Origin of the sequence: Curtobacterium sp. MCJR17_055 (assembly GCF_003224335.1) — a bacterium.
Classification (GTDB): Bacteria; Actinomycetota; Actinomycetes; order Actinomycetales; family Microbacteriaceae; genus Curtobacterium.
Map to the genome: position 1 here is coordinate 18470 of NZ_QKLF01000005.1, position 22125 is coordinate 40594.

General features: G+C 71.2%; 27 protein-coding genes. 20 read left to right on the forward strand and 7 right to left on the reverse strand.

Going from position 1 to position 22125, the window contains the following annotated elements:
* Positions 1–36: 36 nt before the first annotated feature.
* Together DEJ16_RS11970 and DEJ16_RS11975 are read right to left on the reverse strand one after the other, a co-directional pair.
* Positions 37–1197 (reverse strand): flagellin, encoded by a 1161-nt coding sequence (locus DEJ16_RS11970; RefSeq protein ID WP_110825481.1) that lies wholly within the window; start codon positions 1195–1197, stop codon positions 37–39.
* A gap of 132 nt (positions 1198–1329) precedes the next feature.
* On the reverse strand, positions 1330–2148 hold the full coding sequence (locus tag DEJ16_RS11975) for a sigma-70 family RNA polymerase sigma factor (RefSeq protein WP_110825534.1): 819 nt from the start codon (positions 2146–2148) through the stop codon (positions 1330–1332).
* A 371-nt stretch (positions 2149–2519) separates the two neighbouring features.
* Here DEJ16_RS11975 and DEJ16_RS11980 point away from each other — a divergent pair, with 371 nt between their 5' ends.
* From DEJ16_RS11980 to DEJ16_RS12000, 5 genes are read left to right on the forward strand one after another with little or no spacing between them, the layout of a single operon-like run.
* Positions 2520–3005 carry a flagellar protein FlgN gene (locus tag DEJ16_RS11980; RefSeq protein ID WP_110825480.1) on the forward strand — a complete coding sequence of 162 codons (486 nt, stop codon included), beginning with the start codon at positions 2520–2522 and terminating at the stop codon, positions 3003–3005.
* Between the two features lie 2 nt (positions 3006–3007).
* Complete coding sequence (flgK, locus tag DEJ16_RS11985) at positions 3008–4444, forward strand: flagellar hook-associated protein FlgK (protein WP_181419576.1); 1437 nt, start codon at positions 3008–3010, stop codon at positions 4442–4444.
* Between the two features lie 2 nt (positions 4445–4446).
* Positions 4447–5331: a flagellar hook-associated protein FlgL gene (gene flgL, locus DEJ16_RS11990; RefSeq protein ID WP_110825479.1), complete on the forward strand. Its 885-nt coding sequence runs from the start codon at positions 4447–4449 to the stop codon at positions 5329–5331.
* Complete coding sequence (fliW, locus tag DEJ16_RS11995) at positions 5328–5720, forward strand: flagellar assembly protein FliW (protein WP_110825478.1); 393 nt, start codon at positions 5328–5330, stop codon at positions 5718–5720. The genes flgL and fliW overlap by 4 nt, the downstream gene beginning before the upstream one ends.
* Positions 5721–5779: 59 nt before the next feature.
* Positions 5780–6616 (forward strand): hypothetical protein, encoded by an 837-nt coding sequence (locus DEJ16_RS12000; protein WP_181419577.1) that lies wholly within the window; start codon positions 5780–5782, stop codon positions 6614–6616.
* A 79-nt stretch (positions 6617–6695) separates the two neighbouring features.
* On the opposite strand, the gene DEJ16_RS12005 is transcribed toward DEJ16_RS12000, so the two are convergent.
* Complete coding sequence (locus tag DEJ16_RS12005; RefSeq protein WP_110825477.1) at positions 6696–7664, reverse strand: beta-ketoacyl-ACP synthase 3; 969 nt, start codon at positions 7662–7664, stop codon at positions 6696–6698.
* Positions 7665–7727: 63 nt separating this feature from the next.
* Positions 7728–8117, reverse strand: coding sequence for a ChaB family protein (locus DEJ16_RS12010; protein WP_110825476.1), 390 nt, complete (start codon positions 8115–8117; stop codon positions 7728–7730).
* A gap of 89 nt (positions 8118–8206) precedes the next feature.
* Between DEJ16_RS12010 and DEJ16_RS12015 the strand changes: the two genes are divergently transcribed.
* Positions 8207–9178 (forward strand): aldo/keto reductase, encoded by a 972-nt coding sequence (locus DEJ16_RS12015; protein ID WP_110825475.1) that lies wholly within the window; start codon positions 8207–8209, stop codon positions 9176–9178.
* Between the two features lie 68 nt (positions 9179–9246).
* Complete coding sequence (locus DEJ16_RS12020) at positions 9247–9570, forward strand: hypothetical protein (protein ID WP_146232873.1); 324 nt, start codon at positions 9247–9249, stop codon at positions 9568–9570.
* Between the two features lie 69 nt (positions 9571–9639).
* Here DEJ16_RS12020 and DEJ16_RS12025 read toward each other — a convergent pair whose 3' ends face one another.
* Positions 9640–10914, reverse strand: coding sequence for an ammonium transporter (locus tag DEJ16_RS12025; RefSeq protein WP_110825473.1), 1275 nt, complete (start codon positions 10912–10914; stop codon positions 9640–9642).
* Positions 10915–11090: 176 nt separating this feature from the next.
* The gene (zapE, locus tag DEJ16_RS12030) at positions 11091–12161 is read right to left on the reverse strand and encodes a cell division protein ZapE (RefSeq protein WP_258365956.1); all 1071 of its coding nucleotides are present in this window, start codon (positions 12159–12161) and stop codon (positions 11091–11093) included.
* Positions 12162–12296: 135 nt separating this feature from the next.
* Between zapE and DEJ16_RS12035 the strand changes: the two genes are divergently transcribed.
* From DEJ16_RS12035 to DEJ16_RS12085, 11 genes are all read left to right on the forward strand, one after another.
* Positions 12297–13208, forward strand: a complete 912-nt coding sequence (locus DEJ16_RS12035) for a sulfurtransferase (RefSeq protein WP_110825472.1) — start codon at positions 12297–12299, stop codon at positions 13206–13208.
* The gene (locus tag DEJ16_RS12040) at positions 13205–13654 is read left to right on the forward strand and encodes a SufE family protein (RefSeq protein ID WP_110825471.1); all 450 of its coding nucleotides are present in this window, start codon (positions 13205–13207) and stop codon (positions 13652–13654) included. Before DEJ16_RS12035 ends, DEJ16_RS12040 begins: the two co-directional genes overlap by 4 nt.
* Before the next feature lie 597 nt (positions 13655–14251).
* Complete coding sequence (locus DEJ16_RS16125) at positions 14252–14596, forward strand: EndoU domain-containing protein (RefSeq protein WP_375342249.1); 345 nt, start codon at positions 14252–14254, stop codon at positions 14594–14596.
* Positions 14593–14901 (forward strand): hypothetical protein, encoded by a 309-nt coding sequence (locus DEJ16_RS12050; RefSeq protein ID WP_110825469.1) that lies wholly within the window; start codon positions 14593–14595, stop codon positions 14899–14901. The genes DEJ16_RS16125 and DEJ16_RS12050 overlap by 4 nt, the downstream gene beginning before the upstream one ends.
* Positions 14902–15033: 132 nt before the next feature.
* Positions 15034–15324, forward strand: coding sequence for a hypothetical protein (locus tag DEJ16_RS15560; RefSeq protein ID WP_146232874.1), 291 nt, complete (start codon positions 15034–15036; stop codon positions 15322–15324).
* Position 15325: 1 nt separating this feature from the next.
* Entirely contained in the window at positions 15326–15694 is a 369-nt protein-coding gene (locus DEJ16_RS12060) for a hypothetical protein (protein ID WP_110825467.1), read from the forward strand.
* Between the two features lie 213 nt (positions 15695–15907).
* Complete coding sequence (locus DEJ16_RS12065; RefSeq protein ID WP_146232875.1) at positions 15908–16687, forward strand: hypothetical protein; 780 nt, start codon at positions 15908–15910, stop codon at positions 16685–16687.
* A complete protein-coding gene (locus tag DEJ16_RS12070) occupies positions 16684–17094 on the forward strand; it encodes a DUF6188 family protein (protein ID WP_110825465.1) in 411 nt (136 codons plus the stop codon). Before DEJ16_RS12065 ends, DEJ16_RS12070 begins: the two co-directional genes overlap by 4 nt.
* Positions 17091–17465 (forward strand): hypothetical protein, encoded by a 375-nt coding sequence (locus tag DEJ16_RS12075; protein WP_110825464.1) that lies wholly within the window; start codon positions 17091–17093, stop codon positions 17463–17465. Before DEJ16_RS12070 ends, DEJ16_RS12075 begins: the two co-directional genes overlap by 4 nt.
* On the forward strand, positions 17462–17857 hold the full coding sequence (locus tag DEJ16_RS12080; protein ID WP_110825463.1) for a DUF6188 family protein: 396 nt from the start codon (positions 17462–17464) through the stop codon (positions 17855–17857). Before DEJ16_RS12075 ends, DEJ16_RS12080 begins: the two co-directional genes overlap by 4 nt.
* 48 nt (positions 17858–17905) lie before the next feature.
* Positions 17906–18700, forward strand: a complete 795-nt coding sequence (locus DEJ16_RS12085; RefSeq protein ID WP_110825462.1) for a hypothetical protein — start codon at positions 17906–17908, stop codon at positions 18698–18700.
* A 94-nt stretch (positions 18701–18794) separates the two neighbouring features.
* On the opposite strand, the gene DEJ16_RS12090 is transcribed toward DEJ16_RS12085, so the two are convergent.
* Positions 18795–20039 (reverse strand): S9 family peptidase, encoded by a 1245-nt coding sequence (locus DEJ16_RS12090; RefSeq protein ID WP_181419579.1) that lies wholly within the window; start codon positions 20037–20039, stop codon positions 18795–18797.
* Between the two features lie 98 nt (positions 20040–20137).
* Here DEJ16_RS12090 and DEJ16_RS12095 point away from each other — a divergent pair, with 98 nt between their 5' ends.
* A complete protein-coding gene (locus tag DEJ16_RS12095; protein WP_110825460.1) occupies positions 20138–20734 on the forward strand; it encodes a DUF3000 domain-containing protein in 597 nt (198 codons plus the stop codon).
* On the forward strand, positions 20727–22085 hold the full coding sequence (locus DEJ16_RS12100; RefSeq protein WP_110825459.1) for an HRDC domain-containing protein: 1359 nt from the start codon (positions 20727–20729) through the stop codon (positions 22083–22085). The genes DEJ16_RS12095 and DEJ16_RS12100 overlap by 8 nt, the downstream gene beginning before the upstream one ends.
* Positions 22086–22125: the final 40 nt, after the last annotated feature.

Here is a 22125-nt window from a genome sequence, read left to right on the forward strand (position 1 = left end):
ACCCGAACGGCTCCTCGGTGGTGACGACCGGTGCGACTAGCGGAGCAGCGACAGGACGCCCTGCGTGCTCTGGTTCGCCTGCGCGAGCATCGACGTGCCGGCCTGGCTGAGGATGTTGTCGCGCGTGTACTTGACCATCTCCTCCGCCATGTCGACGTCGGTGATGCGGGACTTCGCCGCGGTGAGGTTCTCCTTGGCCACGTTCGTCACGTTGATGGCGTGGTCGAAGCGGTTCTGGATCGCACCGAGGTTGGAGCGGGCCGAGGAGACCTTGGCGATCTGCTCGTCGATCAGCTTGATCGACGCCTGGGCCTTGTCGGCGGTGTCGAAGGCGACGCCACCGGTGACGGGCGCACCAGCGGTGCCCGCCGCGACACCCGTGCCCGGCGCTGCGACGGCGACTGCGCCACCGTTGTTCGCCGTGACCGTGATGCCGGTGCCGGCGCCGTTCGCGTCCTTGTCCACCGTGACGGTGAAGTTCGCCGCGAAGGCGGTGTCGGCCTTGAGGGCGTCGGCGTACTCCTGCACGCTGTCGAACGAGCCCGCGGCACCGAGGTTGCCCGTGGTGACGCTGGTCGTCTCGCCGCCCTTCGTGACCTCGAACGTCGCCGCGCCGGCCAGGGCCGCCACGTCGGCGATGACGAACTTCGTCCCGGTACCGGTGCTGCCACCGTTCAGGTTGTCGACGATGTTCTGGACGTTGGCACCGGACAGGTCGACCGCGATCTGGCTGTCGGTGCCGGCGTTCGCGCCGACCTGGAACTTCAGCGTCGCGTTGCTGTTGAGCAGCGAGGTGCCGTTGAAGTTGGTGGACGACGCGATGCGGCCGAGCTCCTTCTGGAGCTGGTCGGACTCGGTCTTGATCGCCGCACGCGACGTGTCGTTGTTCGAGTCGTTGCCGGCCTGGACGGCCAGGTCGCGCATGCGCTGGAGGATCGAGTGGGTCTCGGTGAGGCCACCTTCAGCGGTCTGCACGACGGAGATGCCGTCCTGCGCGTTGCGGGCGGCGACCGTGAGGCCACCGACCTGCGACTTCAGGCCCTCGGAGATCGACAGACCGGCAGCGTCGTCGGCAGCACGGTTGATGCGGAGGCCGCTCGAGAGCTTCTCGAGGGACTTCGACAGGTCGTTCTGCGTCGCGTTGAGGTTCCGGTACGTGTTGAGTGCCGAGAGGTTGGTGTTGATGGACATACCCATGATGTGTTCCTCCGTGAAACTGGGCCGATCGTCAGCCCGTCCGTGGGCTGACATGTGCTCCTCTCGACCGATCGGCCGGAGGCGTTAGGCGATCCGTCGGACGATTTCCCGCCCCGGCGGACCGCCGGACGGTCAACTGGCCGCGACCCGGCCGAGCGGGGCGGCGTCGTGCACCGCGCGGGCGACCCCGGCGGCGGCGTTCGTGGCGACGCGGGCGAGGTACGCGCTCCGGCGGGCGGCCGTGGTGCGCGAGGCGGGCTCGGGCGTGACTCCGTCGTCGCCGTAGTGCGCGGCGAGTCCGTCGCGGAGCAGCCGCATCGCCTCGGACCGCTGCTGGGAGACGGCGGAGTGCGTGATGCCGAGCTCGGTGGCGACGTCCGTGACGGTGCGGTCGCCGAAGTAGACGGCCTCGACGATGAGGCGCATGCGGTCGGGCAGCGCCAGGACGGCGGCGCGCAGGTACCGGCGCTTCTCGGCCTCGAGCAGGTCCTCACCCGGCAGCGGGAGGTCGGCGGCGACCGTGTCGTGCACCGTCTCGTCGATCGGGGTGATCGTCCGCGCCGCGTCGGTGAGCGCGTCGACCGCGGTCTGCCGGTCGACGCCCATCGCATCGGCGATCTCCTGCGGCGTGACGCTCCGACCGAGACCGGCGGAGAGGGCCTCCTGCGTCGCGAGCGTCTCGCGGATGCGCTTGCGGGTGCCACGGCTGGCCCAGTCGCCGGCGCGCAGGTCGTCGGCGATCGCGCCGGTGATGCGGGTCCGGGCGTAGGCGCCGAAGGGGACGCCGAGGGTCGGGTCGAACGCGTCGGCCGCCTGCACGAGGGCGACGGAGCCGACCTGTGCGAGGTCGTCGCGGCTGAGGTGGGTGGCGCGTGCGCAGGTCTCGGCGACGATGTAGCCGACGAGCGGCAGGTGCTCGACGATCATCGCGTTGCGTGCGTTCCGGTCCATGGTGTTCCCCTGGTCGTCCTGGTTCGGCTGACCCGTCCGTGGGCATGACGACCACCGGCGTCGGGACCGCCGGAGTACGTCGAAGAACCGCGCGGATCCGTCCTCGCGGTGCACCCGCGCCCTGGGCGCGACCTGGGGGTTGTCCCCCGGTGCTGCTTCCGAACCTATCGGCTGTGCAGGGGCTGAACGAGTGCCTGTCCGTACCCAGTGCGGGGGTGGGCGCCGCACACGCCGGTCCGCCCTTCTGCGGACACGGTCCGTCCGTGTCCCCCGATCGGCGGACCGGGTGCGCGCTGCTTACGCCGGGACCGACGGCGTCGATAACCCCTGGAGACCGCACCCGGCGGTCGATCCGATCCCGGAGGGGGCTGATGAGCGTGAACGACCTGTCCGCCGTCCTGTGGCGTGAACGCGAACTGCTCGAGCTGCTCACGTTCAAGCTCGAGGAGGAACAGCTCATCCTCGCCGCCGGACGCTCCCGCTGGGTGTCGCACGCCAGCCGCGAGGTCGAGCAGGTCCTCGACCGCCTACGCAGCACCGGCCTCGAACGCAGCGCCCAGAGCGCCGCCGTCGCCGAGGAGTGGGGCGTGTCCTCGGACGCACCGTTGCGCGAGGTCGTCGCCGCCGCGCCGTCCGGACCCTGGAGCGAGATCCTCGCCTCCCACCTCGCCGCCATGCTCGAACTGACCACGCGCATCGGCGCCCTGCGCGACGAGAACGACCGCTTCCTCCGCATCGCCGCCCAGGCGACGCAGGAGACGCTCGCGGGCACGGTCGCCGACGCGGACACGTACGACGCGACCGGCTCCTCGGGCGCGAACCCGGACGGCGCCCGCCTGTTCGACGGGAACCTCTGACCATGGTGAGCACCTTCGGATCGCTCCAGACCGCCTACTCCGGGCTCGCCGCTGCCCGTGCCGGCCTCGACGTCACCGGGCAGAACATCGCCAACGCCGGGACGACCGGCTACACCCGGCAGCGCCTCGTGCAGACCGAGGTCGGCGCACCGGCACAGACCGGCTTCCTCCGCGGCACCGCGGCCCTCGCTGGCCAGGGCGTGTCGGTCGACGCCATCGCCCGCCTGGCGACCGCCACCCTCGACACCCGCGTCCGGCTCTCCGCCGGTGCCGCCGCCTCCGCCGACACCCGCGCGACCGCCCTCGACCAGCTCGAGACCGGGCTGCACGAGCCGGGCGCCGACGGGCTCTCCGCGAAGCTCGACGGGCTCTGGTCCGCCTGGAGCGACCTCGCGACCCACATCGACGACCCGGGTGCCGCGAGCGCGCTGCTCGGCGCCGCGAAGACCGTCGCCACGGCCCTCTCCGCCGGGTCGAAGAGCGTCGACGCGCAGTGGACCGCGACCCGGTCCACCGTCGCCACGCAGGTCACCCGGCTCAACGACGCCGCCGCGCAGGTCGCCGACCTCAACGGGCAGATCCGGTCGACGGTGGCGTCGGGCGGGAACGCGAACGAACTCCTCGACCGACGCGACCAGCTCACCGAGTCGATCGCGACGCTGACCGGAGCCACCGTCCGCGACAACGGCGACGGCACGGTCGACGTCGTCATCGGCGGGAACGCGCTGGTGCAGGGCACCTCCGCCCGCGCCGTCGCCCTCGCCGGTGCCGGCTCGTTGGCCGACACCCGCAGCGGTTCCGGCGCACCGGCCCTGTCCTGGGTCGGCGGCTCCGCGGGTCCGGTCGCCCTCGACGGCGGGTCGATCGCGGGTGGGCTGTCCCTGCTCGCGCCCGCGAACGGCGCACGGACGGGTGGTGCCCTCGCCGAGGCCGCCGCCGCGTACGACGCCGTCGCCACGGACCTCGCGACGTCGGTGAACGCCCTGCACGCCACCGGCACCACGCCGTCCGGGGCCACCGGCAGCCCGTTCTTCGCCCTCGCCGCCGGTGTCCCCGCGGCCCAGGGGCTGTCCGTCGTCCCGACGGACGCGAGTGGACTCGCCACCCGGAGCGCCACCGGGCAGTTCGACGCCTCGGTGCTGACGGCCATCGCGGCGGTCGGCAACCGTGCCGGAGGTCCCGACGCGACCTGGGCGACCTTCGTGACGGGCGTGGGCAGCGCCTCCCGGACGGCGACGTCGGAGGCGACGCTCACCGGGCTCGCCCTCACCAACGCGCGCACCCAGCAGCAGTCGAGCGCCGGCGTCGACATGGACGAGGAGAACGTGTCCCTGCTCGCGTACCAGCACGCCTACCAGGGCGCGGCACGCGTCCTGACCGCCGTCGACGAGATGCTCGACACCATCATCAACCGCCTCGGCCTCGTCGGGAGGAGCTGACCGTGATCACCCGTGTGACCACCCAGATGACCATGGCCGCCGCGCAGTCGCGTCTGCAGGCCGGTGCCGCGAAGGTCGCCGACCTGACCGACCAGGCCACGAGCCTCAAGGCGATCCGGAAGCCGTCGGACGACCCGACCGGCACCGCGACCGCCATGCAGGTGCGCAAGGAGCAGGCGCAGGCCGCCCAGCACGCCCGGAACGCGGACGACGCCGTCGGGTGGCTCGCCACGACCGACAGCGCCCTCGCCGGGGTGTCGAAGGTGCTCGGCAAGGTCCGGGACCTCACCGTGCAGGCCGCGAGCGACGGGACGATGGGCACCACCGACCGGCAGGCGTTCATCAGCGAGCTCCAGGGCCTCAAGGCCGACCTGCTCAGCTCGGCGAACACGAAGTACGGCACGCGATCGGTCTTCGCCGGGTCCTCCCCCGCCGCGGCCGCGTACGCGCCGGACACGACGTGGGCCGGCTCCCCGTCCGCCAGCGTCTCCCGGACGGTCGGCACCGGCGACGAGGTCCGCGTCGACACCGACGGCAGCGCCGTGTTCGGGACCGGCGACGCGTCGGTCTTCGCACTCCTCGACGACATCGTCGCCGACCTGCAGGCAGGGACGAACGTGAACCCCCGACTGAACGAGATCGACGCGGCGCAGGCCGCCGTCCGCGGTGCGCAGGCCGACGTCGGTGTGCGGCACTCCGCGGCGCTGTCCGCACAGGACGCGCTGAAGACGCTCTCGACCACACTCGAGGGTCGCCGCTCCGGCGTGGAGGACAAGGCGCTCGCCCAGGCCGTCCTCGACCTGCAGGTCCAGAGCACCAACTACCAGGCAGCCCTCGCCGTGACCGCGAAGGTCCTGCAGCCGACCCTGATGGACTACCTCCGATGAGCATCGACCTGACCTTCACCGTCGCACCGTTCGGCCTCGAGCCGCTGCGGTCGTTCACCCTCGACCCCGTCGACGGCGCCGACGGCCTGTTCGCCCTGGTGGGCACCGGCACGACGGACTCCGGCGTGACCGACCCGCGGCTGTACCTGCTCGACGCCGCCGTGCACCTGCCCGACTACGCGCCGGTGCTCGCCGACGAGCAGGCCGACCGCATCGGGCTCGAGCGTGCGGAGGAGGCCATGCTCCTCGTCGTCGCGAACCCGGACGCGGCCGGCACCACCGTGAACCTGCTCGCCCCGGTCGTCGTCAACGCCCGCACCGCCGTCGGCGCGCAGTTCATCCTCGAGGACCAGGACCTGCCGATCCGGGCCGAGCTCGCCCACAGCTGACCCTCCGGAGAGCGACCGCGCTCGGCCGCTCCGAGCACCCCCCGCGTAGCGTCGACGTCATGTCCCGCACCCCCAAGGGCCACGACGCGATCGTGCCGATGCCCCCCGCACCCGTCCAGACCGCCCCGTCCGCCGACGGTCAGCGCGTCCAGTCCGACGACACCTCGGGCTGGACCGCATGGCTGGACCGGGCGATCTCGGTGCAGCGGCCCGTCGTCGTCGCCCACGTCGCCCGTGTCCGTCGTCGTCACCCCGACGCCTCCCCGGCCGAGGTCATCGAGATCCTCGAGCGCCAGTACCTGACCGCCGTGACCTCCGGCGGCGCCGCCGTCGGCGCGAGCGCCGTCATCCCCGGCGTCGGGATGGTCGCGAGCCTCGGCCTGAGCGGAGCCGAGACGGTCGGGTTCCTCGAGGCCAGCGCGCTCTTCGCCCAGTCCGTCACCGAGGTGCACGGCATCACGGTCGAGGACCCGGAGCGCGCCCGCGCCCTCGTGATGGCGATGATGCTCGGCGCGCCCGGGACGCAGCTCGTCCAGCAGCTCGCGGGCGAGGCCCGCGGCGGCAAGGGTCGCACCGCGTTCTGGGGCGAGCTCGTCACGTCGTCGCTGCCGAAGCAGGCCGTGAGCGGCATCGGCGGGAAGCTGCGCAACACCTTCGTCAAGCGGTTCCTGACCCGCCAGGGCACGTCCGTCCTCGGCCGCGCGATCCCGTTCGGGATCGGTGCCGTCGTCGGCGGCCTCGGCAACCACGCGCTCGGGCGCAAGGTCGTCCAGTCCTCCCGCAGCGCATTCGGTCCGCCGCCCGCGCACTTCGCGGTCGTGGTCGACGCCGAGCCGGTCGGCTCGGACTCCGCGAAGCCCCTCAGCAAGCGGCAGCAGCGCAAGCTCGACCGCTGACGCGCCCGACGGACGGGAGGCCCGGCACCACCCGGTGGGGAGCCTCCCGTCCGTCGCCCGGGCGGGCCGGCGCTCGCGGTCAGCGGCGACGGACCGGCGTGGTGACCACCTGTCCGGCGTGCGCGAACCCGCCCCCGAACCCGAAGAGCAGCGCCGGGACGCCCTCCGGCAGTTCCCCGCGGTGCCACGCCTTCGACAGACCGAGCGGCACGCTCGCTGCGGAGGTGTTGCCGGACTCGACGACGTCGCGCACGACGTACTTGCCCTCGCCGCCGAGCGCCGTGACGAGTGGCTCGATGATGCGCAGGTTCGCCTGGTGGAAGGCGAACACCCCGATGTCGTCGAGGGTCAGGCCGGCCCGGTCGACGACCGCGCGCGCGTGTCCCTCGGCCTCGGTGATCGCCCACCGGTAGATGGAGCGGCCCTCCTGCTGGAACACCTCCGGGTCGTGCGTGACGCGGACGGCGTCCTGCAGGTGCGGCACGCTCCCCCATGACACCGGTCCGATCTGCGGCTCGTCGGAGACCTGCAGGACCGCTGCGCCGGCGCCGTCGCCCACGAGCACGCAGGTCGAGCGGTCGGTCCAGTCGGCGATGCGCGAGAGCGTCTCGGAGCCGATGACGAGCGCGGTGTCGGCGGACCCGGTGCGGATGGCCTGGTCGGCGATGGCCATGGCGTACTCGAAGCCGCTGCACGCGGTGTTGATGTCGATGGGGGCCGGGCCGTTCGACATGCCGAGCGCTGCGGCCACCCGTCCGGCCGTGTAGGGCGAGCGGTCCCGGTGGGTGGTCGATGCGACCACGACCAGGTCGACGTCGGTCGGCGCGACGCCCGCGTCCGCCAGGGCGTTGCGCGCCGCCTCGGTCGCCATGGACGTCACGCTGTCGTCCGGGCCGGCGATGCGCCGGGTCCTGATCCCGGTGCGTGTCGTGATCCACTCGTCGTTCGTGTCGACCATCGTCGACAGTTCGTCGTTGGTGAGGATCCGGTCGGGCTGGTGGTGGCCGAACCCGGTGATCCGGCTGCCTCGGAGTGCTGGGATGTTCACCCCCCGAACGCTACGCCTGTCGTCCAACGCCGCATGCCGGGCACGGCATGGGGTGGGCGCAGGTCAGTCGCGCGCCTTCGCCGTCGCTCGGCGGTTCGCCTTCTTGATCGCGTCGACGAGCTCGTCCTTCGTCATCCTCGAGCGGCCGCTCACCTCGAGGCGCTTCGCGACCTCGAGCAGGTGCGCCTTCGAGGCGTTCGCGTCGACACCCTCCTGCGTCGTGCCGGAGTCGCGTGTACCGGCGGCACCGGAGTCCGATGGACCGGCGGAGTTCTTCTCCTCCCAGTGGTCGCCGACCTTCTCGTACTCGTGCTTCACGGCGGCCCACGCGGTCCGGCCGGCGCGCTGCCCCTCGCCGTACTCGGCCTCGGCGGACCGCAGTGTGGCGCGGTAGACGTCCTGCGCGTGCTCCGGGGACCGCTGCAGCGTGCTCGGGATGTCGTCGTCGGGCATGGTCGTTCCTCCGTCGCGTGGTCGTCGAGGCCTCCACGGGTACTCCCGGGTCCTGACAGCGCGTCGAGCCGGGGGCGTAGACCTGGTGCATGGACTACACACACCTCGGACGGACAGGGCTGTCGGTGTCACGGGCAGTGCTCGGCACGATGAACTTCGGACCGGAGACCAGCGAGGACGACTCGCACGCGATCATGGACCGGGCGCACGAGCTCGGCGTCAACTTCTTCGACACGGCCAACGCGTACGGCGGCTCGGTGGGCAAGGGCGCCACGGAGGAGATCATCGGCCGGTGGTTCGCCAAGGGCGGCGGACGACGCGACAAGACGGTGCTCGCCACGAAGGTGTACGGCGAGATGACCGACTGGCCGAACGGCGGCAAGCTGAGCGCGCTGAACATCCGCCGGTCGATCGACGCGTCGCTCCAGCGGCTGCAGACCGACCACATCGACCTCTACCAGATGCACCACGTCGACCGGGCGACACCCCGGGACGAGATCTGGCAGGCGATGGAGATCGCGGTGGGCCAGGGCAAGGTCCTCTACGTCGGGTCGTCGAACTTCGCCGGGTGGCACATCGCGCAGGCGCAGGAGGCCGCACGGCACCGGAACTTCCTCGGTCTGGTCAGCGAGCAGTCGATCTACAACCTGGTCGTCCGTGACGTCGAGCGCGAGGTCCTGCCGGCCGCGCAGCACTACGGGCTCGGGGTGATCCCGTGGTCGCCGCTGCAGGGCGGACTGCTCGGCGGCGTGATCGAGAAGACCGAGAACGGGTCGCGCCGGTTGTCCGGGCGGAGCGCCGAGTACGTCGACGCCCACCGCGACCAGCTCACCGCGTACGAGTCGTTCGCGCAGGAGCTCGGGCACACTCCGGGCGAACTCGCCCTCGCGTGGCTGCTGCACCAGCCGGGCGTCACCGCGCCGATCACCGGCCCGCGCACCATGGAGCAGTGGGAGTCCGCCGTCCGCGCGGTCGACATCCGCCTCGACCAGGCCGCACTCGACCGCCTCGACGAGCTGTTCCCCGGCCACCGGACCGCACCCGAGGACTACGCCTGGTAGCACCGCACACCGGTCCGGGCACCGACGACTCCCGCTGGAGCCGGACCACCGACGAGAGGACGACCGCGATGACCACTTCCATGCCCAACGACCACGGCGGGGACGGCGGCAACACCGAGCTCGGCGAAGCGCTGCAGCACGAAGCCGCCACCACCGGCGACTCCGGGTCGGCCGAGGAGCAACCACGTGCCGAGGACGACCGTTCCGGACTCGACCTGGAGGACCGTGGGGACCAGGAACAGTCCGCGCTCGCCGCGCTCGGGAACGACGCCCGCGGAGGTGACGCCCTCGTCGGTGGCGGCGACGACCTCGGGGACACGTCCACCGGGACCCAGACCGACGACCAAGCGGTCCCCGACGGCTCGCGCGAGGACGGTGCCGACACGCACTGATCGCCGGCCGCACGACGACGGCCCCCGCTCCGAGTGAGCGGGGGCCGTCGTCGTGTGCGGCAGGAGCGGTCAGCGCACGCCGACCGCGCTGTTGTCCTCCTGGTCGTAGAGGACGTAGCCCTCTTCGCCGTGGACCGCGGTGTCGATGCCGGCGACCTCGTCCTCGGTCTTCACGCGGAAGCCCATCGTCTTCTCGATGAGGAAGCCGATCACGAAGGCCAGGACGAAGGAGTAGAGCCCGACGGCGAGGGCAGCGGCGGCCTGCTTGCCGAGCTGCTCGAACGAGCCCGAGTAGATCAGGCCGGTGTCGTTGGCGAAGAAGCCGAGGAACAGCGTGCCGAAGACACCGCCGACCAGGTGCACGCCGACCACGTCGAGCGAGTCGTCGAAGCCCAGGCGGTACTTCCAGTCGATCGCGAAGCAGCAGACGATGCCGGCGAGGAAGCCGAGCACGATGCCCCAGCCGGGCGTCAGGTTGGCGCAGGCCGGCGTGATCGCGACGAGGCCGGTGACGGCGCCCGAGGCGGCACCGACGGAGGTGGCCTTGCCGTCCTTGAGCTTCTCGATGAGCAGCCACCCGAGGATCGCGGCGGCGGGGGCGGCGAGCGTGTTCACCCAGGCGATCGCGGCGATGCCGTCAGCAGCGCCCTCGGACCCGGCGTTGAAGCCGAACCAGCCGAACCAGAGGATCGCGGCACCGAGCAGGACGAAGGGCGGGTTGTGCGGCTTGTGCGCACCCTTGGCGAAGCCGACGCGCTTGCCGAGCACGAGCGCCAGGGCCAGGCCCGCGGCACCGGCGTTGATGTGCACCGCGGTACCACCGGCGAAGTCGATGACGCCCCACGTGGCGGCCCATCCCGACGTCAGGTTGAACACCCACGAGGCGACCGGGAAGTAGACGACCGTGACCCAGATGCCGGCGAAGACCATCCACGCGCCGAACTTCGCGCGGTCGGCGATCGCACCGGAGATGAGGGCGACCGTGATGATCGCGAACGTGGCCTGGAAGCCGACGAAGGCCATCGACGGGTAGGCCGCCTGGATGTCCGACGACTGCGCCTCCTCGAACGCCTGGCCGAGGCCGAGCAGGTTCCAGTCGATGCTGAAGAAGCCGACGATGCCCGTCACGGCCGTGTTGTCCCCGTGGTTGGCGAAGGCGATCGCGTAGCCGTAGAGCACCCAGAGGACGCTCACCAGCGCGATGGCCCCGAAGGACATCATCATCATGCTGATGACGGACTTGGCCTTCACCAGACCGCCGTAGAAGAAGGCCAGGCCGGGTGTCATGAACAACACCAGCGCCGCCATGACCAACACGAACGTCGTGTTGCCCTGATCAAGCATGTGTGCACCTCTCGTCGCTGTGCGGCTCTCCGTCCGCCTCGGGTGCGACCGAGTCTGGCGACGACGTGTTTCACCGGGAGGCGCGCTCTGTTTCGCGGAGGTAACGTCACGGCGCGTTCTGTGAACGCTGTGTTTCGCAGCCCCGAGCGGCACCCGGCAGGGGTGTTCCGGGACGTTCAGGAGGCCCGGGGCGACTCCTCCGCGCGGGTCAGCGCGACGACGCGGCTCGCGGCACGCAGGTACTTCTTGCGGTACCCGCCTTCGAGCATCACGTCGGGGTACACCGTGTCGAGCGGGATGCCCGAGGCGACGATCCGGACCTGCGCGTCGTAGAGGCGGTCGACGAGCGCCACCCACCGGAGCGCGTCGGTCTGGTCCGTGAACGCCTGCACGTCGGTCAGCCCGACGGCGTCGAGCCCGTCGACGAGCGCGACGTACCTGGACGGGTGCACGGACGCCAGGTGGGCCACGACGGACCGGAAGTCGTCCTGCGTGACGCGGGCCGGGCCTCCCGTCCCGGACGGCGTCGACGAGGTCAGGGCCGCCAGCGCGGCGGGGACGTCGTCGACGACCGACGCCGACTCGTCGACGGCACGACGACGGAAGTCCAGGCCGTCGATGCGCATGGTGTCGAACCGGTCGGACATCGCCTGGATCTCGCGGAGGAAGTCCTGCGCGGCGAAGCGCCCCTCACCGAGCGCCCCGGGCGGGGTGTTCGACGTCGCGGCGAAGCGCGTGCCGGTCTCGGTGAGCTCCTTGATGAGGCGGGTCATCACCATCGTGTCGCCCGGGTCGTCGAGCTCGAACTCGTCGATGCAGACGAGCGCGGTCCCGCGGAGCAGGTCGACCGTGCCCTGGAAACCGAGCGCCCCGACGAGCGCGGTGTACTCGATGAACGTGCCGAACGTCTTCCGTCCGCTGGCCGCGTGGTAGGCCGCGGCGAGCAGGTGGGTCTTGCCGACGCCGAACCCGCCGTCCAGGTACACACCGGACTTCGCGGGCACCTCGGGCTCCTTGCGCTTCCGACCGAACAGCCCGCGCCTGGCCGGCTCGGGGACCGTCGTGACGAAGGTCTCGACCGCGTCCCGCACCTCGGCCTGCGAGGCGTACTCCGGGTCGGGCCGGTACGAGGCGAACGACGCCTCGGCGAACTGCGGCGGCGGCACGAGCGCGGCGGCCATCTGCTGCGGGGTGACCTGCGGGTCGCGGTCGACGAGGTGTTCCGGCGCGGGGCGCGGTTCTGGCACGGTGCGGGACCTTCCGTCGGCCTGTCGTCTGGTGTCACGTCACGGCTGCGACACGGTGCTTCCGCGTACCGTTGGGGGTGACGCGCAAGGACCGATCCTAGTCCGCGCGCCATCGATCCCCAGGAGGTACCCCCGATGACCGCACCGGTCGACCCGTCCGAGAAGTTCCGCTCCTACGCGCACCCCGAGCGCCTGGTGTCCACCGAGTGGCTGCAGGAGCAACTCGACGCCGGCGTGGGGTCGCCCGAACTCGTCGTGGTCGAGTCCGACGAGGACGTCCTGCTCTACGAGACCGGGCACATCCCGGGCTCGGTGAAGATCGACTGGCACACCGACCTCAACGACCCGGTGCAGCGCGACTACATCGACGGCGAGGCCTTCGCCCGGCTCGTCGGCGGCAAGGGCATCGGCCGCGACACCACCGTCGTCATCCACGGCGACAAGGACAACTGGTGGGCCGCGTACGCACTCTGGGTGTTCACGCTCTTCGGGCACGAGGACGTCCGCCTGCTCGACGGCGGCCGGGCGAAGTGGATCGCCGAGGGTCGGGCGATGACCACCGACCGGACGTCGGTCGACGCGGTGGAGTACCCCGCGGTCGAGCGCGACGACGCCACCGTCCGCGCGTTCAAGGAGGACGTCCTCGCACACCTGGGCAAGCCGCTCGTGGACGTCCGCAGCGCCCCGGAGTACTCGGGCGACCGCACGACCGCGCCGGACTACCCGGAGGAGGGTGCGCTGCGCGCCGGGCACATCCCGACCGCCGTCAACATCCCCTGGAAGTCCGCCGCCGCTGCCGACGGCACGTTCAAGTCGCGCGAGGAGCTCGACGCCGTGTACCGCGAGGGCGCCGGCATCGGCGACGCGGACGAGGTCATCGCGTACTGCCGGATCGGCGAGCGGTCGAGCCACACGTGGTTCGTCCTGCAGCACCTGCTCGGCATCGAGGACGTGAAGAACTACGACGGCTCCTGGACCGAGTGGGGCAGCGCCGTCCGCGTCCCGATCGTGGTGGGCTCCGAGCCGGGTACGCTGCCTGCTCGATGACGGACGCAGCGCTCCCCCAGCCCCTCGCCGAGATCCGCGACGACTTCCTCGCGCTGACGCAGAACGACCGCCTGCAGCTCCTGCTCGAGTTCTCCGACGAACTGCCGGCGCTCCCGCCCCGCCTGCAGGGCCACGAGGACGAACTCGAACGAGTCGAGGAGTGCCAGTCGCCGGTCTTCATCACCGTCACTGTGGGCGAGGACGGCGACGGCCCGGACGTCGTCCGCATGCACGCCACGGCTCCGCGTGAAGCACCGACCACGCGCGGCTTCGCGTCGATCCTGGCGCAGGGGCTCTCCGGCCTGACCGTCGAGCAGGTGCTCGCCGTGCCGGCGGACTACCCGCTGACGCTCGGGCTGAACGAGGCGGTCAGCCCGCTGCGGATCCGCGGCATGGTCGGCATGCTCGGTCGGGTGCAGCGGCAGGTGCGGGCGGCCGCCGCCTAGCGGCTTCTGGAAGACGGGAGGCGCGGTGCCAGCTGGTGCCGCGCCTCCCGTCCGTGGTCCCCCGCCATCCGCACGCAGGACGTCCCGGTGGAACGACCGGTCCGCATGGCACGCTCTGCAGAGCCTGTCCGGCTTCGTCGAGCAGCTGCGCGAGGCCGCGAAGCAGGAGGACGATCGCCGGGCGAAGGCGAAAGCGAAGGCGTGGGCGGCGCGTAAGAAGGAGCGCGAGGACAACCTCTTCGTCGCTGCCACCCACGAGGTCGGGACGTGGTTCGGCGCCGACGACGACCCGAAGCCACCAGAACCGGAGCCCGAGCCGCACCGCCAGGCCGATACCGTGACGGTGCGCGGCCGGACCATCCCGGCCGGTGGGGGTGGCGGAGGCGGCGGCACGTCGTCAGCGGTGCCCGCGGACCTCCGGTCGTTCCAGTCCGGTATCCGGTCGTGCGACGAGTCACTCGCTGGTGCAGTCTCGACCTTCCGCAACGCGCTGACCGACTACGAGTCCGGCTGCAACCCGTGCTGGGGCACGCTCAGCGCGCAGTCGCTCGTGACCGCCGTGAACGACTGGATGACCGCGAACGGGCAGGACGCCGTCTGGGCGGTCACCGTCGCAGCGCAGTTCGAGGCCGCGGGCGGTGGCACCGGACCCGCCACACTGCTAGACGCCTCGATCTCGGCAGCCCTGGCAGCGGCCGGCATCGGCACGGCACCGGGTTCCCGTGCAAGTCGGAATTCCCTGCGTCTTGGAGCGATGGCAGGATCATCCACGACATCTCTGACGTCGCGACTGACCCAGATCTCGAGTGGGTGCCGCAGGGTGAGGCCGGGACGACCTTCATCGCGAATGGCATGCGAGTCGGCGTCGCGATTCGAGTAGTCATCAGAAACGATGAGATCATTTCCGGATTCCTTACCAACACATCGAAGAACTCACAATGAACGACCTTGGCAATTACCGAAATCAGGCACTCCGCATCATCAGCGAACTCGAGGATCGGCTCGGAATTCAGGCGCTGGAAGATGCGCGCGATCTCGTTGAATGCGACGAAGCCCCTCTCGGTCTGAGCATCGCAGCAGGGATCATCGCGGAGCGCAACCTCACTGTTCCCATGTGGATCGTCGAGGACATCAAACGTCTCTTGCAAGCGTGGCCAGAGGAACTGGCTGAGCTTCCCGAACATTTCGAGACGCATGGCTTTGTTCTCCTCCGCGGCGATGTGCCACCCGAAGGGCCGAGCACCTGATCGAGGGTTCCGTTCAGATTCGCGCGACCAGCGTGGCCGCGAAGGTAGGGGAATGTGCTGCTGCGTTGACTCACGTCTGTGGTCGCCGCCCCTCCTGGACACGGGGTCTTGAACTGATGCCTGCTGAGAACCTTGCTCGGCAATGAGTCGATCTCAGACGTCAACGTCCTCCCTGGTTCCGGATTGGAGATTCGTGAACTCGAACAAGTGTCCGGCACGCCGGGTCTTCCGGATCCGGTGCTCGACCACGCCACGTTCACTCGTCTCGTCGCAGCGACGGTGCAGTTCATCCAGGGCGAGTTCATCGGCTTCGAGGAAGCAGATGTGGGTCAGCTCGACAAAGCCGTCATCGTCATTGATGTGGTGGACGGAGCATGCGCGATCCAGCTCGATCGCGTCAGCGGCATCAACCCGGAGTTGTGACATGCAAGAAGTCTTCTTCTCGTCCATGGACAGCAAGTGGTTCTCGTCTGTCTTCCGGTGCGAAGTGGAACGACCGATCGAGCTCCCGAACGGTCACCATGCACTGATGGTCAGCTGCGATCCGCCGCTGAACGGACAGGAACTCGGCCACCCACCCGGCATCGGAGAGCTGTTGCTCTGGAGTCGCTTCGAAGACGAAGACCCCTGGACCTTCCCCGCCTTCCCGCACTTCGTGCAGATCTGTCTCCCTGACGTCGATCTGCCTGTCCATGCCATGCCTCCGAGCATCGCATGGGGCGAGATCTACAAGACCGAGGCCGACGCGCACGCCCACGAGATGAACGCTCGCCCGCGCTCCTCGACGAAGTGATTGAGTTGTCTGACAAGCTCCCGCAGACTCGCGAACCGCTCTACGAGGCGGTAAGGAGCGATCCGTGCGAGTGAGTGAGTGAAGATCATGTCGTTCCGCAGGAGATCAGGCCGCCCGGCCACCCGGCGGTCGGAGACGGAATTCGTCACCTACCACTGTCTGATCGGCTCGCAACCGATCGGCGTTCTGACGTTCCGCAACATCGTCAACGGGATGACCATCCCTCCGCTGCGCTGGCTCGTCACCGACCTGAACATGGTGGTGCTGCCGGACTCGGACATCAACGTCCTCGAGTGGGAGCAGAAGGTTCGCGACAGCAGCGGCGCCGGACTGTGGATCACCGACGACGACATGCGGCGCTTCGTCCGGTACAACCACCAGATGATCGATGGCGAGTTCTTCGGCTCTCCGATCGACAGCACCGCCGATGACGCGTCGCAGGCCATGGTCCGCATCGACTTCTTCGACAGCACGACGGTCACTGTCACCCTGGATCGTTCGGTGATCGGGACCTCCTGGGAGTTCGACCTGTTCCTCGGACCCGGCGTTCCCGCGTCCGGCATCGGGAGCCGCGACGAGGAGATCGCGGACGAGCAGCGCCGCGCACAGGAGGCACGGGACGGTCAGCAGATCCGCGCACTCGTCCGGGCGTGCCTCCAGAACGCTCGGATCGACGAGGCGCCGGCGCTCCTCACCCAGCTCGACGCAGTGGTCGACGTCACGCCGTCCGGGCCGCGCGCGTGGTCGCTCGCGCTCGAACGCGACGACGCGCCCCGCGTCGACCTCCCCGACGGACCACTGCCGCAAGCCGCCAGGTACCAGACCGACGCCGAGGCAGCCGGGGGCGAGTTGCTCATCTGGGTGCACGACGGCAGGATGCAGATGGTCGAGCTCCCGTGGTGCACCGACGCGATGCCGACCGAACTGCCGCGTCTCGATCAGCTCGTCTTCCCCGCAGGGCGAGACGCCGGCGACGGCGAGAGGACACCGTGACGAACACCACGTCGGTTCCCATCCAGTTGCACCTCGCTGGCGACACGGTCGACGCCGTCACGATCGACACCGCCGTCACCGTCCGCTTCTCGAGCGGGGCGACCCTCCGGTTCGAGACCGCCTTCTCGCTCACCGAGACGGACGGCACGCACACCTTCATGGAGCCCGGCGACCCACCCTCGCTCCTGCCGCTCCTCGCCCTGCACACGACGGTGGTGGAACGCGGTACCGTCACCGGCGCCCGCATCGCCGTCCGCTTCGCATCGGGTGCGTTGCTGGAGGGGTGGTCCCACCGCGACCGGCCCTCGTGGCACTGGTCGGAACCAGGACGAGCGCGCCTGGACATCGACGTCCTGACCGGCGGCGAGGTCGTCGCTCGAACACTGCCGGGAGGAACGGCGTCATGACGGACGACCTGTCGGTCGACGACCTGCGCCGACGCCTACCGGCGTCCGACCCGCTCGTCCCGGGCCGGGTGCACGAGGTGTTGTCCGCTGTCGCCGACGATGCCGAGGTCCTCACCTACGACGTGCCGGCACGCTCCTTCACCGAGGTCGTCCGGCGCAGCTACGCACAGGACGAACCCAACCTGCTGCCACTGGTCGAACCACTCGGGCCGCTCGGGGACGCACTCGTCCTCGTGTGCCAGGTCGAGTCCGGGTCGGAGATCGTCACCGTCCTCCTCCGTGCTGCTGACCGGGTCTTCCTCTCCGCCACGGCGTACGACCGATCGGCGATCACCAGATCGCCCGACCGGCCGAGGAAGGAGACACCGTGACCGAAGACCACCGACTCGAGTTCACCGACGCCCGGGTGGACGTCCTCAGATTCACCTTCGAGACGAGCCTGGGGTTCTCGAACGGCACGACGATGCAGTTCGAGGCCGAGTTCGCGATCACCGGTCCGGACGGGGAACGCCGGATCGTGGACCCGACGGACCCGACGTCGCTCGCACCCGTCCTGGCCCTGCACGGCGACACGGTCACGGACGCGACACTCGACGGCCCCGACCTCCGGCTCCACTTCGCATCCGGAACGGTCCTCGAGGCCTGGCCCGACGACTCGTACGAGTCGTGGCAGTACGACGGCGGCGGACCGGAGCGCCGGATGATCGTCGCCCTGCCCGGTGGTGGCCTGGCGGTCTTCGGACCACCAGCGACCTCCGACTGACCAGCCGTGCCACGATGAGGGCGCCATCGGACGAGGGGAACGGACGACGTGTTCGGCAAGCGCAAGAGGGACCAGCCATCGGGCTCCGAGTTCCACCATGCTGACGGCGATCAGCAGCTCTTCGCGCAACTCCTGGCCGAGACCAGGGCTGACCCGGAGAAGGTCTTCACCATCGAGATCGTCGGCCGCGGCAGACCCGGCCGTGACCTCGACGAACAGGTCGAACGACTCCGACGCTCCGGTGTGACGGCGTCACGTCCGCCGGCCACGGAAGCAGCAGCAGACCGCGCGTCCGGACGCGCCGATGCCTCCGCCGACGAGCTGGTCCCGCTCAGCCGCGAGCCCTTCACGGCCGAGACCGGTGACGTCTTCCTCATCCCGGACGGTGGCGGCAGGGTGCTGCTCGGGCACGTCCTCGCGACGCTGCACGATGCCGTGTACGTCGCGGTCTTCCAGCGCCCCGAGGACCTCCCCCGCCCGGCCGACCCGCTCGTCGTGCTCGCCACGCAGCCGGTGGTGGCCGGGCTCACCCTGCCGGCACGGTTCCAGCCGGGCATGTGGGAGGTCGTCGGCACCGTCGCCCCGGACACCGACCGTCTGTTGCCCGCGTACACCTGGGGCACCGACGTCGACGGCGTGCACGTCACGGACTTCGACGGGTCCCGCTCCCGACCCGCGACCGAGATCGAGGCGACGACGGTCCCCCGCCGCGTGCTCGTCTCGCCGTACTTCATCGACATCGCCGTCCGCGCCGTGGTCGGCCTCGTCGACTGGCACCCGGACTTCGAGCATCTCCGCTACCGCTCCACCCCGCGCTCCGTCGACCTCTTCCCCGCGCGCTGAAGCGGGCGCGGGCGGCCACCCCGGGTGGGGTGGTGACCACCCGTCGGACGGGAGGCGCGTCACCGCTGGTCCCGCGCCTCCCGTCCGACCCTGGTCACCGCACGTCCGCCGCCGGCCGCGGCTCGACCACGTCGGTGAGCCACGCCAGGATCCGCGCGTCGAACCAGTCGGCATCGTGGTTCCAGAGCTTCGTGTGCCGGGCGACGTGCGCGACCTCGAGCTGCACCAGGTCCGGTCGTGCAGCGGCGAGGGCGCGTGCCGCCGACGAGGGGACGAAGCCGTCGTCGTCGCTGTGCAGCAGCAGGATCGGGACGTGGAGTTCGTCGGCGCGGGCGACCATGTCGAGTTCCCGCAGGTCGATCGGCCGCTCGAGCCCGGCGATCCGGTGCACGACCGCGGTGCGGAGGACCCACTGCGCCACCTTGCGGACCGGCCGGGGCAGCCGGAGCGCGCGGCTCTGCGACTTGAGGACGGCGTTCCAGTCGACGACCGCCGAGTCCAGGACGACGCCGGTGACCAGTCCTGCGAGCCCGGAGCGGACCAGGGTCTGCAGGACCACGGCGCCGCCCATCGACCAGCCCATGAGGACGACGCTCGTGGCGCCCTGCTGCGCGACCCAGTCGAGCGCGGCGTCGACGTCCTCCCACTCGGTCGAGCCGAGACCGTAGCGCCCGTCCGCACTCGGGGGCGCGACGCCGTCGTTGCGCCACGACACCAGCAGCACCGAGTACCCGGCCGCGCGGAACACCGGGACGGCGCGGATCGTCTCGGCACGGGTGACGCCGCGACCGTGGACGAGGACCGCCCAGGGCGCGGCCGGGTCCTCGGCGCGGACGACCCAGGCGGGCGCGGGACCGTTCGGGGTGAGCACGTCGACGTCCTCGACGGGGACGCCGAGCTCCCCCGGAGTCAGGTAGAACCAGCCGCCCCAGCGTCCGCGGCGTGCTGCGGTCGGGTCGCCGGCGTCCACGGCGATGATCCGCCGGGTGACGGTGGTGTCGGTCACGGCCAGGACCTCGCCGACCCGCATGTGCCCGGTGGCGGCGCCGAACCACAGGCTGTACCGGCCCTGCAGCTCCGTGTCGGGACTGCGGCGCAGGGTGACGGTCCGGGCCTCCGGGTCGACCGCGGTGATCGGGACCCGCTCGGTGCGCTTGCGGTCCGGGGTGACGACGGCGCGGGCGACGGCCACGACGGAGCCGGCGATGACCGCCACGCCGGCGGCGGCGGCGGCCACACCGGTGCCGAGCGCGACGACGCCGGCCGAGCGCGCCGTGCGTCCAGCGAGGCCCGGCCGCGACCGACGTGTGGGACGGACGGCTGCGGGGCGGCGGAGCATGCGGGCCTCCAGGCAGAGGACGACTGCGGGCAGCACGACTGCGCGACGGACGGCGTGCCGCCCGCACCGGTGCTCGATCCGGAGCCTAGTCTGCATCCGTGCCTGAACCCCGAGTCCCCGACGCCGAACCGGAGGCGTTCGCGCGTCTCCGTGCGTTCGTGTCGACGGGCAGGACCCGCACCGAGACCACGGTCACCGAGATCCCCTCGCCGAGCCGCATCGCGCCGTACTCGATCGCCCTCGCGGCGGACGTGTCCGGGGTCGTGCACGGCGTCGACTCCGACCTCGGCACCGGACGCTTCATCGCCCTGCACGACCCGGACGAGCCGGAGGGGTGGGGCGGTGCGTACCGCATCGTCACCTTCGCGCAGGCCCCGCTCGAGCCGGAGATCGGCGTCGACGAGTTCGTGGCCGACGTGACGTGGAGCTGGCTCGTCGACGCCCTCGACGCGCACGGCGCCCGGTACGCCAACGCCTCCGGCACGGCGACGAAGATCATCTCCCGCGGGTACGGCGAGCTCGCGACCCAGGGCGACGGTGCTCAACTGGAACTCCGGGCGTCGTGGACGCCCCTCGACGACGACCTGACGCCGCACGTGCAGGCCTGGGAGGAGATCGTGGCGATGCTCGCCGGACTCCCCCCGGCCTCGGACGGCGTCTCGCTCCTGGCCCCTCGGAGGCTCGCCCGTGACTGATGCCGACCCCGCCTACGAAGACGCGCACGCCACCGTCCACGTGATCGAGCGCCGCGAGGAGTACCTCGACGCCGTGGCGCGCATCGCCGCCGGCACCGGTCCGGTCGCCGTCGACGCCGAGCGTGCCAGCGGCTACCGCTACTCGCAGCGGGCCTACCTGATCCAGGTGTTCCGCCGCGGCTCCGGCTCGTTCCTGTTCGACCCCATCGCGATCGGTGACTTCAGCGACCTGCAGGCCGCGATCGTCGACGAGGAGTGGGTGTTCCACGCCGCGTCGCAGGACCTGCCGTGCCTCCGCGAGGTCGGCCTCGTCCCGACCCGCATCTTCGACACCGAGCTCGGTGCCCGGATCGCCGGCTTCCCGCGTGTCGGACTCGGCGCGGTCGTCGAGCAGCTCCTCGGCATCACGCTCGCGAAGGCCCACTCCGCCGCGGACTGGTCGACCCGTCCGCTCCCGCAGGCTTGGCTCGTCTACGCCGCCCTCGACGTCGAACTGCTCCCGGACCTGCGCGACTCCCTCGCCGAGGTGCTGGAGGCGGCCGGCAAGACCCGGATCGCGGAGGAGGAGTTCGCCGCCGTCCTCGCCCGTGCCCCGAAGCCCCCGCGTGCCGAGCCGTGGCGGCGTCTCTCCGGGATGAACGTGCTCCGCGGTGCCCGTGCCCTCGCGATCGCACGGTCGCTGTGGCAGGCACGCGACGCCTACGCGCAGGAGACCGACATCGCGCCGGGCCGGACCATCCCGGACTCCGCCATCGTCGCCGCTGCCGCCGCCGCTCCGTCCTCGCGGGCGGAACTCGGCGCACTGAAGACCTTCACGGGCCGCGCCAGCCGGTCGGAGCTCGACCGTTGGTGGGCCGCGGTCGAGGAAGGCCGGACCACCGAGGACCTGCCGCGCCTGCGTGGCGGGGGTGAGCCGAGCCTCCCGCCGCCCCGCGCCTGGGCCGACCGCAACCCGGACGCGGACCGTCGGTACCGCGCCGCGCGGGCCGCCGTCACGGCCCGGGCCGCCGAGCTCGACCTGCCCGTCGAGAACCTGCTCACCCCGGAGACGCTCCGTCTCGTGTCGTGGAACCCGCCGGCGACCGTCGCGACGGAGACCGTCGGTGCCACGCTCGCGTCGCACGACGCCCGGCCGTGGCAGGTCGAGGAGACCGCGTCGGTCATCGCACACGCGTTCGAGGTGGCAGCGGACCGGTCCGTCGCGGACCCGGCGGCAGTGGTCACCGCGACCACGGTTTCCCGGCCGGACGGCGAGCCGGACGACGCGGCGCTCGACGCCGCTCAGCAGGGTGACGCCGCTCTTGTCGCAGACGGACAGCCCGACGCCGCCACCGGGACGACCGGCTCGTAGGAACCGCCCAACCGACGTGCCGCCGCTCAGCCGGGGGTAC